Origin of the sequence: Pseudomonas veronii (assembly GCF_001439695.1) — a bacterium.
Lineage (GTDB): Bacteria > Pseudomonadota > Gammaproteobacteria > Pseudomonadales > Pseudomonadaceae > Aquipseudomonas > Aquipseudomonas veronii.
Genome location: NZ_JYLL01000005.1, coordinates 193,745 through 205,529, shown reverse-complemented (window position 1 = coordinate 205,529; position 11,785 = coordinate 193,745). Strand labels below are relative to the sequence as shown.

At 61.1% G+C, this 11,785-nt stretch carries 8 protein-coding genes; 7 read left to right on the top strand and 1 reads right to left on the bottom strand.

Annotated elements, in window-relative coordinates; translation table 11 throughout:
* Positions 1 to 190 precede the first annotated feature (190 nt).
* The gene (locus TU80_RS08865) at positions 191 to 1,315 is read right to left on the bottom strand and encodes a polysaccharide deacetylase family protein (protein ID WP_057004283.1); all 1,125 of its coding nucleotides are present in this window, start codon (positions 1,313 to 1,315) and stop codon (positions 191 to 193) included.
* Positions 1,316 to 1,446: 131 nt separating this feature from the next.
* On the opposite strand from TU80_RS08865, the gene yaaA reads away from it, so the two are divergent.
* The 7 genes from yaaA (at position 1,447) to algG (ending at position 11,784) form a co-directional block, all read left to right on the top strand.
* Positions 1,447 to 2,226 carry a peroxide stress protein YaaA gene (gene yaaA, locus TU80_RS08860; RefSeq protein WP_046384625.1) on the top strand — a complete coding sequence of 260 codons (780 nt, stop codon included), beginning with the start codon at positions 1,447 to 1,449 and terminating at the stop codon, positions 2,224 to 2,226.
* 887 nt (positions 2,227 to 3,113) lie between these two features.
* Positions 3,114 to 4,430 (top strand): nucleotide sugar dehydrogenase, encoded by a 1,317-nt coding sequence (locus tag TU80_RS08855; protein ID WP_046384626.1) that lies wholly within the window; start codon positions 3,114 to 3,116, stop codon positions 4,428 to 4,430.
* Between the two features lie 83 nt (positions 4,431 to 4,513).
* Positions 4,514 to 5,995, top strand: a complete 1,482-nt coding sequence (gene alg8, locus TU80_RS08850; protein WP_017848640.1) for a mannuronan synthase — start codon at positions 4,514 to 4,516, stop codon at positions 5,993 to 5,995.
* A 38-nt stretch (positions 5,996 to 6,033) separates the two neighbouring features.
* On the top strand, positions 6,034 to 7,200 hold the full coding sequence (locus TU80_RS08845) for an alginate biosynthesis protein Alg44 (protein ID WP_017848639.1): 1,167 nt from the start codon (positions 6,034 to 6,036) through the stop codon (positions 7,198 to 7,200).
* Between the two features lie 8 nt (positions 7,201 to 7,208).
* Entirely contained in the window at positions 7,209 to 8,711 is a 1,503-nt protein-coding gene (algK, locus tag TU80_RS08840; RefSeq protein WP_169850555.1) for an alginate biosynthesis TPR repeat lipoprotein AlgK, read from the top strand.
* Complete coding sequence (locus TU80_RS08835) at positions 8,708 to 10,195, top strand: alginate export family protein (RefSeq protein WP_057004281.1); 1,488 nt, start codon at positions 8,708 to 8,710, stop codon at positions 10,193 to 10,195. The genes algK and TU80_RS08835 overlap by 4 nt, the downstream gene beginning before the upstream one ends.
* Positions 10,195 to 11,784, top strand: coding sequence for a mannuronan 5-epimerase AlgG (gene algG / locus TU80_RS08830; RefSeq protein ID WP_026140226.1), 1,590 nt, complete (start codon positions 10,195 to 10,197; stop codon positions 11,782 to 11,784). Before TU80_RS08835 ends, algG begins: the two co-directional genes overlap by 1 nt.
* Position 11,785: the final 1 nt, after the last annotated feature.

Here is an 11,785-nt window from a genome sequence, read left to right as displayed (position 1 = left end):
TAATACCGCAAAACCCATGACAGGAAAAAGCACTTTGACGTTTTTTTGAAGTTTATTTTTCAGGATGACGAATAGCACTAGCCGAGTGCCAGCTACCCCGTTAAAGTCGGAAGTCGGCCCGCATAGAAATATCGTACAAAATCACCCCGAAAATGCCGCATCCCCAACGGGAGCGGGCACTTCAGCCTCTTCAGCGAAACGCCTCCCGGCAGTCCTGCCAACCCAGCCCGCTTTGCGCCGTTGCCTGCAATACCATCGGTAATGCGACCCGCGCCTTGTCCTGGGTGTCGTGAAACACAATCACCCCTTTGCGCCACAACAACATCAATGTCAGCACCCGCTGCGCCGACTCATCGGCCTTGAGCTTGCCCGGTTCGTCCTGGGAGTCGATATCCCACAACGCCACCTGCAAACCCTGGGACTGGAAGAAACCCTGGCTGTCCGCGCGGCGCTGGCCGTAGGGTGGACGGAACAGCGGCACGTAGTTTTCCGGCATCAGGTTCTGCGCCAGCGCGGCGCTGCGGATGATCGAACTTTGCCAGTCGACCCAATGGCTGTGGGAACGGTACTGCCAACCTTGAGTGCCCACGCACTGCCCCTGATACAGCGCCTGCACATCCGCGACGGAACTGCGCTCCACACGGTTTTGCAGGCTGCTGCCGAGGGCGAAGAACGTGGCGTTCATCTTCTGCTTGCGCAGGTAATCGGTGAGCCAGTCGGTATTGCCGCTGACCGGTGCCGGGCCGCCGTCGAAGGTCAGCAGGAACAGGCGGTCGTTGAATTCGTCGCCATTGCGCTCATGGTCACCGAAACGTGCGATTTCGCTGCTGATCTGCGGGAACAGCGCGGCTTTGCGCAGCAGTTCGTCCAGGTAACGCTCGTGGAAATTGTGGCTTGGGCCGGCCCAGCCTATATAGAAGGAGTTGTCACTGACCTCGAACTTGCCGGCCTGCTCGCGCAGGTCGTCCATGTTTTCCACCAGGTAGCAGAACGACGCATCCTCCTCGCAACTTTCCTGGGCAGCGATGTAATTCTCCAGAAGGCGCCGCCAGAGCTGGCGACGCAGATCGTCGATGGCCGCCAGGTTGATGATCTTCAGGCCCAGGCGCTGTTTGAGCGCCGCTTCATCCAGGGCTTCGCTGCCGATCAGGCTGCGGGCGAACATCAATATTTCGGCGCGTGAGGCCACGTCGAACAGCGCAGGGCTGCTGAGTTTTTCCGGCCAGACGCCGCGATCCAGGCTGGCCACGTCCACCGGCGCCGCGTGGGCGTTCAGGCAAAACAGGCACGCCGACAATAAAAGCGCTATTCGCACACAGGGTCTCCCTCTCCAGAATCACCGGCCATCATAACGGATCGCGCCTATCGCCATCATAGGTGGAGTCAAAGTGCCCAACCCCCTAGAATCCCGCCCACGTTACAAGCACGATTACAGGAGCCAACTTCATGCTGATGGTGATTTCCCCCGCCAAGACCCTCGACTTCGAGTCCAGGCCTGCGACCCAGCGCTTTACCCAGCCGCAGTACCTGGACCATTCCCAGGAGTTGATCGAGCAACTGCGCCACCTGAGCCCGGCGCAGATCAGCGAATTGATGCATGTGTCCGACAAGATCGGCGGCCTCAACGCCGCGCGCTTCGGCAGCTGGACCCCGGCGTTCACACCTGCCAACGCCAAGCAGGCGTTGCTGGCGTTCAAGGGCGACGTGTACACCGGCCTCAACGCCGACACCTTCAGCGACGCCGACTTCAGCTACGCCCAGGACCACCTGCGCATGCTCTCGGGCCTGTACGGCCTGCTGCGCCCCCTGGACCTGATGATGCCGTATCGCCTGGAGATGGGTACCAAGCTGGCCAACGCCCGCGGCAAGGACCTGTACGCCTTCTGGGGCACCCGGATCAGCGAGTGGCTCAACCAAGCCCTGGCCGAACAAGGCGATGACGTGCTGCTCAACCTGGCGTCCAACGAGTACTTCTCGGCGGTCAAGCGCACGGCGCTGAATGCGCGGATCGTCAATACCGAGTTCAAGGACCTGAAGAACGGCCAGTACAAGATCATCAGCTTCTACGCGAAAAAGGCGCGGGGCATGATGAGCCGCTTCGTGATCGAAGAGCGTATCAACGACCCGGCCCAGCTCAAGCAGTTCGATGTGCAGGGTTATCGCTTCAATGCCGAGCAGTCCAAGCCGGACAACCTGGTGTTCCTGCGCGATCACGCACCGGAATAAGGCCCTGCTCCGCCCTCATAGACGCTAAAGATCAAATGTGGGAGGGGGCTTGCCCCCGATGGGGGGGGATCAGTCATACATGGATAGACTGACACACCGCCATCGGGGGCAAGCCCCCTCCCACATTTTTGTCTGCATTTCACAGCGCAAATCGTCAATTGTTTGGCGTCAAAAAATATCCTGACGCATCTCTAACAATTATTTCACTCGACATTCGTCATTTTTTTTCGTAGTGGCACCACTTTTTTAAATCACTAGTGGCACAAAACTATTCCCGCGCGCCAACTCCCCGTAACTACTGGCCCAAATAGCAAGTGCTATCAATATAGTACCAGTGCCATCTTTGCTGATATTTCAAGAAATTTCCGGAAACAGGATGAGCGGCCAGGAACTTAGCCCTAAAGCACCGCTCATACCACCGGTAACGGAATTCTCTGCTTCTGTAAGAGATGACTTACATGGCGACCAACGGAAGTAGCAAAGTTGTCACATTAAACTTTGACTCTGGGTTCATATTACCAACCGATTAGTTAAGAGCGGCGATAAGGATCGATTGCCACACACTATAAGGCCAAGGCCGTGCTTACCCCAATGGGTCAGTGCTACAACCCAAGGCATTGATAATTATAGGCTTACAGCCTTTTATCAAGGCCCTGTTGCACTGGCGCCAGGCCCTTCTCCCAGGAAGGCCGGCTGCATTTCAGGGCAAGCACCAACAACAAGGCCACGTTGCGCACAACTTGAGTGCAATAGTTAGTCACTCGTTATTCAACATGCCTGCACGCGGCAAGTCGGCGTCTATTCGCCTAACTTTCGCGGCATCAGTGACGCTTGCAAACATGAACTCCGGCCATTTAATGGCATGATTTAATACAGAGGTAAATGCGATGCGTATCAGCATATTTGGTTTGGGTTACGTTGGCGCAGTCTGTGCCGGTTGCCTGTCTGCCCGCGGCCATGAAGTGGTCGGCGTAGACATCTCCAAGGAAAAAATCGACCTGATCAACGCAGGCAAATCGCCGATCGTTGAACCGGGCCTGGGCGAGCTGCTGAGCCAGGGTATCGAGACCGGACGACTGCGCGGTACGACCGACTTCGCCGAAGCCATCCGCGCTACCGACCTGTCGATGATTTGCGTCGGTACGCCGAGCAAGAAAAACGGCGACCTGGAACTCAACTACATCGAATCGGTATGCCGCGAGATCGGCTTTGTCCTGCGTGACAAGACCACCCGCCACACCATCGTCGTGCGCAGCACCGTATTGCCGGGCACCGTGGCCAATGTGGTGATCCCGATCCTCGAAGACTGCTCCGGCAAGAAAGCCGGCGTCGACTTCGGCGTTGCGGTCAACCCGGAGTTCCTGCGTGAATCCACCGCCATCGCCGACTACGACCTGCCGCCGATGACCGTCATCGGCGAATTCGACAAAGCCTCCGGTGATGTCCTGCAATCGCTGTACGAAGAACTCGACGCGCCGATCATCCGCAAGGACATCGCCGTTGCCGAAATGATCAAGTACACCTGCAACGTGTGGCACGCCACCAAGGTGACCTTCGCCAACGAGATCGGCAACATCGCCAAGGCCGTCGGCGTCGACGGGCGCGAAGTGATGGAAGTGGTCTGCCAGGACAAGACCCTCAACCTGTCCCAGTACTACATGCGCCCGGGCTTCGCGTTCGGCGGCTCGTGCCTGCCCAAAGACGTGCGCGCCCTGACCTACCGCGCCGGCTCGCTGGACGTGGAAGCGCCGCTGCTCAACTCGCTGATGCGCAGCAACGAATCCCAGGTGCAGAACGCCTTCGACATCGTCGCCGGCCACGACAAACGCAAAGTCGCCCTGCTGGGCCTGAGCTTCAAGGCCGGCACCGATGACCTGCGCGAAAGCCCCCTGGTGGAGCTGGCGGAAATGCTGATCGGCAAGGGTTACGACCTGAGCATCTACGACAGCAACGTCGAATACGCCCGTGTCCACGGCGCGAACAAGGACTACATCGAAGGCAAGATCCCGCACGTGTCGTCCCTGCTCAACTCGGACTTCGACGATGTGATCAACAACTGCGACGTGATCATCCTCGGCAACCGTGACGAGAAGTTCCGGGCCTTGGCCCATAACGCACCGCACGGCAAGCAAGTGGTCGACCTGGTGGGCTTCATGTCCAAGGCCACCAGTGTGAGCGGCCGTACCGAAGGTATTTGCTGGTAACAGCAACCGCAAGTTTCGGGCTGCCAGCGTCCTGATCCCCAGCGCTTGCAGCTCGAAACCTCCTTCACCTGCGGATGACGCCTATGTCCAAGTTAAAACACGTACTGCTCCAATCCGCCGGCTGGCTGTTCTTCTTGAGCCTGCTGATGGGACTCGCCCTGCTGTTGCCGGCGAGTACGTTCGACTCCGAGTCGAAGAATTTTATTTTCCTGATTGGCGCCGTCGGTATCTGGCGCTACTCGATGGGTGCGACGCATTTCTTTCGCGGCATGCTGTTCCTGTACGTGGTCTACCCCCACCTGCGGCGCAAAGTGCGCAAGTTGGGCAAGGCCGCGGACCCGTCCCATGTGTTCCTGATGGTCACCAGTTTCCGGATCGATGCGCTGACCACCGCGCAGGTTTACAGCTCGGTGATCCGCGAAGCGATCGAATGCGGCTTCCCCACCACCGTGGTCTGCTCGCTGGTGGAAATGTCCGATGAACTGCTGGTGAAAAGCCTGTGGGAACGCATGAACCCGCCGGGCCATGTGAAGCTCGACTTCGTGCGTATCGCCGGCACCGGCAAGCGCGACGGCCTGGCCTTCGGTTTCCGCGCCATCTCCCGCCACTTGCCGGATGACCGCGCCGTGGTTGCAGTGATCGATGGCGACACCGTGCTCGCCGAAGGCGTCGTGCGCAAAACCGTGCCGTGGTTCCAGCTGTTCGGCAATGTCGGCGGCCTGACCACCAACGAGTTCTGCGAAGTGCGCGGCGGCTACATCATGAGCGAATGGCACAAACTGCGCTTCGCCCAGCGCCACATCAACATGTGCTCGATGGCCCTGTCCAAGCGCGTGTTGACCATGACCGGGCGCATGTCGGTGTTCCGCGCCAGCGTGGTCACCGACCCGGGCTTTATCGCCGATGTGGAAAGCGACTCGCTGCAACACTGGCGCCTGGGCCGCTTCAAGTTTTTGACCGGCGACGACAAGTCCAGCTGGTTCAGCCTGATGCGCCTGGGCTACGACACCTTCTACGTACCGGATGCCGCAATCAACACCGTGGAGCACCCGCCGGAAAAGAGCTTTATCAAAGCCAGCCGCAAGCTGATGTTCCGCTGGTACGGCAACAACCTGCGCCAGAACTCCCGCGCCCTGGGCCTGGGTGTACGTCGCCTCGGCCTATTCACCAGCGTGGTGTTGTTCGACCAGCGCGTGTCGATGTGGACCTCGCTGCTCGGTCTGACCGTGGCGATCATCGCCACCTTCAAGTACGGCGGCGCGTTCATCCTCGCGTACCTGCTGTGGATCGGCATCACCCGCCTGATCCTGACCGTGCTGCTGTCGTGCTCCGGGCACAGGATCGGCCCGGCGTACCCGGTGATTCTCTATTACAACCAGATCATGGGCGCGCTGGTGAAGATCTACGTGTTCTTCCGCCTCGATCAACAGTCCTGGACCCGCCAGGACACCAAACTGACCCGCGATTTGGCCAGCTTTCAACGTTGGTTCAACACCTGGTCGTCTCGGACCATGACCTTCTCCGCCGGCAGCATTTTCGTCGCCGTGTTGCTGATGATGGTCTGACCCTGCCAAGCCTGAATTAACTCTAGGAAATTGCCCTGATGAACAGCCAAGTAAACGCCAACGTTGTCCACGAATCCGAAGCCCAACGCCAGCACGCCCGGGTCAAAATCCCGGCCAAGTTGCGCTTTTTCAACACTGACCGCACGCCGACCGAAGCGCGGGTCATCGACCTGTCCGCCGGCGGCCTGGCGTTCACCGCCACCCAGCCGCTGATCGTTGGCGAAGTGCACAAGGGTCGCCTGCAATTTGTCATCGACAACCTCGGCCTGGCGATGGATGTGGAGCTGCAGATTCGCTCCTACGACCGCCAGAGCGGGCGCACCGGCTGCCAGTTCCAGAACCTCGACGCGCAGGATATTTCCACGCTGCGGCACCTGATCACGTCGCACCTGTCGGGCGATATCGTGACCATGGGCGACGTACTCGCCACCCTGCAACGCGACAACTTCACCAAGGCGCGCAAGGTCAAGGACGGCGGCAGCAACATGAGCGTCTTCGGCCGCCTGCGCGCCGTGACGTTCAGCCTGGCGATCTTCCTGGTGGGCCTGGCGGCATTCGGTTTCGTCTTCAAATCGCTGTACGGCATGTACTTCGTCAGCCACGCCCAGGCCGGCCTGGTCAGCGTGCCCGGCATGAACGTGACCATGCCCCGCGACGGCACCGTGCAAAGCCTGCTCAAAGGCGACGCGGTGGCGGCCAAAGGCGCGCCGCTCGCGACCTTCAGCACCAGCATGCTCGACGTGCTCAAGGGCCATCTGGACGAAGACCAACTGCAACCGGCCAAGGTCGAAGAACTGTTCGGCAAGCAAATGACCGGCACCCTGACCTCGCCTTGCGACTGCATCGTGGCCCAGCAAATGGTGGCCGACGGTCAATACGCAAGCAAAGGCGACGTGATCTTCCAACTGGTGCCTCGTGGCAGCCTGGCCAACGTGGAAGCACGCTTCTCCTACCGCCAGTTCGCTGACGTTCGCCCAGGTACCCCGGTGAACTTCCAGGTCGCCGACGAAGAACAGACCCGCACCGGCACCATCGTCAGCAGCACCAGCCTGAACAGCGCCGACCTGTCCTCCGACATCCGCGTGCAGATCAAGCCGGACGCACCGCTGGACAGCGCCTACGCCGGCCGCCCGGTGGAAGTCACCAGCGACCGTGGTCCATCGCTGAACTGGCTGATCGATAAAGCCATGGCTGCCGGACTGTAAGCGAGGACATGCCTGTGACGACTCTCCTGAAAACACCGCAATCCCTGTGGGAGCGGGCTTGCTCGCGATGGGATCAGTGCGGTTTGCCTGACGGACCGCACGGCCTGCATCGCGAGCAAGCCCGCTCCCACAAGGGTCCTGTCGCGTTGCTGGCCCTTGCGGTCAGCCTCGCCGGTTGCGCCGGTCTGCCCGACCAGCGCCTGGCCAACGAAGCCCTCAAGCGGGGCGACACGCTCACCGCGCAGCAGAATTACCAGCAACTGGCGACCCTGGGTTACAGCGAGGCCCAGGTGGGCCTGGCCGATATCCAGGTCGGCACACGCGATCCGGCGCAGATCAAACAGGCCGAGGCCACTTACCGCGCCGCTGCGGATATTTCGCCGCGCGCCCAGGCCCGCCTGGGGCGCCTGCTAGTGGCCAAGCCCGGCGCCACCGAAGCCGAACACCATGAAGCCGAAGGCCTGCTGAAAAAAGCCTTTGCCAATGGCGAAGGCAACACCCTGATCCCGCTGGCGATGCTGTACCTGCAATACCCGCACAGCTTCCCCAACGTGAACGCCCAGCAGCAGATCAACAAATGGCAGGCCGCCGGTTACCCGGAAGCCGGTCTGGCCCAGGTGCTGCTGTATCGCACCCAGGACACCTACGACCAGCATCTGGATGATGTCGAGCGCATCTGCAAGGCCGCGCTGAACACCACCGATATCTGCTACGTCGAACTGGCCACGGTCTACCAGAAAAAAGCCGAGCCAGAAAAACAGGCCGAACTGCTCAAGCAAATGGAAGCCGGCTACAGCAGCGGCACCGTCACCGCACAGCGCATCGACAGCGTGGCCCGCGTATTGGGCGACGCAACGCTGGGCAAGACCGACGAGAAAACCGCCCAGGCGCTGCTGGAAAAAATCGCCCCCGGCTACCCCGCATCCTGGGTCAGCCTGGCGCAATTGCTCTACGACTTCCCGGAACTGGGCGACGTCGACCAGATGATGAAGTACCTGGACAACGGCCGCGCCGCCGACCAGCCGCGCGCCGAGCTGTTGCTGGGCAAGCTCTACTACGATGGCAAGTGGGTGCCGGCGGACGCCAAGGCCGCCGGAGCGCATTTCGAGAAAGCCCTGGGCCGCGAAGTGGCCGCCGATTACTACCTCGGCCAGATCTACCGCCGTGGCTACCTGGGCAAGGTCTACTCGCAAAAAGCCCTGGACCACCTGCTGACTGCTGCGCGCAACGGCCAGAACAGCGCCGACTTCGCCATCGCGCAATTGTTTTCCCAAGGCAAGGGCACCAAGCCCGACCCATTGAACGCCTATGTCTTCAGCCAATTGGCTAAAGCCCAGGGCACACCAGAGGCCAATGACCTGGCCACGCAGCTCGAAATCCCGCTGACGCCGGAACAACGCGCCGAAGGCCAACGCCTGGTGCAACAGGAACTGGCCGCGCGCGGCACCCTGGCCCAGAGCACGCTGCAACTGCACGCCCTGCAAGAAGAAGACGGCGAGGAATCCCTATGAAGCTCAATCCATTCGTGCAGGCCGGTATCGGCCTGACCTTCGCCCTGCTGTGGTCGTGCCCGACCCTGGCCGCGCTGACCGAAGCCAATAACTTCGGCCTGGAAGTCAAAGTCACCGGCCAGTCCGAAGACGACCGCGACCTCGGCACCCAAAAGGGTGGCGACGTCAACGGCATCGGCCTCGACCTGCGCCCGTGGATCTACGGCGAAAGCGGCAACTGGAGCGCCTACGCCATGGGCCAGGCCGTTGCCTCGAGCGACATCATCGAGACCGACACCCTGCAGCAGTCCTCGGATGACACCACCGAGCAGTCGAGCAACAGCGACCGCACAGCGAAGAAAAACTACCTGGCGCTGCGCGAGTTCTGGGTCGGCTACAGCGGCTTCACGCCCTACCCCGGCGAGCTCCTCAAGTTCGGCCGCCAGCGTCTGCGCAATGACGACGGCCAATGGCGCGACACCAACATCGAAGCGCTGAACTGGACCTTCGACACCACCCTGCTCAAGGCCAACGTCGGCGCCGCCGAACGCTTCAGCGAATACCGCACCGACCTCAAGGAACTGTCGCCCAAGGACAAGGACCGCCAGCACTTCTACGCCGACGCCGCCTACCAGTGGACGCCGGGCCAGTGGATCGGCCTGCGCGGGCACCACACCCATGACGACGGCAAGCTCGACTACGCCGAACCCGGCGTGGCCAGCGACCCGCTGGACAAGCGCGAGAACGGCGACCTGACCTGGCTCGGCATCGAGGCCAACAGCGACGCCTACAACTGGCGCAACACCAACACCGTCAACTACTGGGCCAGCGTCACCGGCATGCAGGGCGACCGCGACACCGTCAACGCGTTGAACGCCGACGGCACCCGCCCGAGCAACGCCAAGCGCAGCGAAGACGTGAGCGGCTGGGCCACCGACCTGGGTATCCGCCTGCGCCTCGACCCGCAGTGGCAAGTGGGTGCGGCCTATGCCCGCGCCAGCGCCGAGTACGAACAGAACGGCCTGCAAAGCAACCGCTCGAACTTCACCGGCACCCAGTCCCGCCTGCATCGCTTCGGCGAAGCGTTCCGCGGCGAGATGAACAACATGCAGTCCATGAGCCTGTTCGGCTCCTGGCAGTTGCGCGAGGACTACGACGCCAGCCTGGTGTACCACAAGTTCTGGCGCGTCGACGGCAACAAGCCGGTGGGCAGCAACGGCATCGACGCCGTGCAGAACAACACCGACGACGTGACCGGCGCGATCCTGTCCAGCACCTCCCTGCCCCTTGAAGACGGCAAGAAAGACCTGGGCCAGGAGATGGACCTGGTCGTCACCAAGTACTTCAAGAAAGGCCTGCTGCCGGCCGCGCTCAGCCAGTCGATCGACGAACCGTCGGCCCTGGTGCGCTTTCGTGCCGGCGTGTTCAAACCGGGCGACGCTTATGGCAGCCAGGTCGACTCGTACATGCATCGCGCCTTTGTCGACGTGATCTGGAAGTTCTGATGGGAGCCCGCGCAATGATTGCTCACCCCTTCACAGGCAGATGCTTGCTGGTGACCGCGATGCTGATGGCCAATGCCACAGCCTTCGCCGATACCGCGCAGCCGGTCAAGGCGCCGACCATCGCCAAAGAACTGCAACAGGCCAAGACCTACACAATTTCCAGCCCGCCGACCGCGCCGCTGGAAATGCCCAAGCCGGCCCTGCCGGACCTGTCGGGCTACACCGCCGCGGCGATGGAAAAGAAAATCGTCAGAACCAAGCCGGGCAAAATCAGCATCCGCCGCATGATGCAGGAAGACGCGCTGAAGGACTTCATCGGCGGCGACAACAAGATGGCCGAGTGGGTGGTGCGCCAGCACGGCATTCCCCAGGCGATCTTTATCGACGACGGCTACATGAACCTCAAGGACCTGCTGGGCAAAGTGCCCAAGCAGTACCTCAGCGAAACCTCGCCGGGCGTGTTCCTCGCCAAGTTGCCGATCGTGGTCGGGCGCAAGGGTATCCTCGACATCGACAAGCACACCAAAGAACTGCGCCTGTCCCAGGAGGCCGGTGCGTTCCTGATCAACGACGGCCAGCTGTTCGTGCGCGATACCAAGATCACCGGCTGGAAAGAAAAGGCCAACGGCCCGGCGACCTTCCAGTCGCCCCAGGAATTCCGCCCGTTCCTGCTGGCCTGGGGCGGCACCGAGACCTACATCGCCAACACCAAGATGGCCAGTTTCGGCTATGCCAACAGTAAGTCGTATGGGGTGAGTATTTCCCAGTACACGCCGAACATGGCCAAGGTGCTCAAGCGTCCTGAGCCGACCGGCTGGATCATCGATTCCGAGTTCTCGGACATGTGGTACGGCTTCTACTGCTACGAGACCGAAGGCTTCGTGATCAAGGGCAACACCTACAAAGACAACATCGTCTACGGCATCGACCCCCACGACCGTTCCCACGGCCTGATCATCGCGGACAACACCGTCTACGGCACCAAGAAGAAGCACGGCATCATCATTTCCCGGGAAGTGAACGACAGCTTCATCTTCAACAACCGCAGCTACGACAACAAGCTGTCGGGCCTGGTGATCGACCGTAACAGCGTGAACAACCTGATCGCCGACAACGAGATCTACCGCAACCACACCGACGGCATCACGCTCTATGAGAGCGGCGACAACCTGTTGTGGGGCAACAAGGTGATCGCCAACCGTCGCCACGGCATCCGCATACGCAACAGCGTCAACATCAAGCTGTACGAAAACACCTCGATGGCCAACGGGCTGACCGGCGTCTATGGCCACATCAAGGACCTGACCGACACCGACCGCGACATCGCCCTCGACCCGTTCGACACCAAGGTCTCGCTGATCGTGGTCGGCGGCGAACTGGCCGGTAACGGCAGCGGGCCGCTGTCGATCGACTCGCCGTTGAGTATCGAGCTGTACCGCGTGTCGATGCTGGCGCCGACCAAATCCAGCGGCATCAGCTTCTCCGGCGTGCTGGGCGATCGTCAGGAAGAAATTCTCGACCTGCTGGTACGCCAGCAGAAAGCCGTGCTGATCGACCCTGTCGAACGCCAGACCGAAATGCAGGACTGAG

What these genes read in the sequence shown, in the direction of transcription:
- yaaA (WP_046384625.1), top strand. Translation starts at nt 1,447, where the DNA reads ATGCTGATGGTGATTTCCCCCGCCAAGACCCTCGACTTCGAGTCCAGG.
- TU80_RS08855 (WP_046384626.1), top strand. Translation starts at nt 3,114, where the DNA reads ATGCGTATCAGCATATTTGGTTTGGGTTACGTTGGCGCAGTCTGTGCC.
- alg8 (WP_017848640.1), top strand. Translation starts at nt 4,514, where the DNA reads ATGTCCAAGTTAAAACACGTACTGCTCCAATCCGCCGGCTGGCTGTTC.
- TU80_RS08845 (WP_017848639.1), top strand. Translation starts at nt 6,034, where the DNA reads ATGAACAGCCAAGTAAACGCCAACGTTGTCCACGAATCCGAAGCCCAA.
- algK (WP_169850555.1), top strand. Translation starts at nt 7,209, where the DNA reads ATGCCTGTGACGACTCTCCTGAAAACACCGCAATCCCTGTGGGAGCGG.
- TU80_RS08835 (WP_057004281.1), top strand. Translation starts at nt 8,708, where the DNA reads ATGAAGCTCAATCCATTCGTGCAGGCCGGTATCGGCCTGACCTTCGCC.
- algG (WP_026140226.1), top strand. Translation starts at nt 10,195, where the DNA reads ATGGGAGCCCGCGCAATGATTGCTCACCCCTTCACAGGCAGATGCTTG.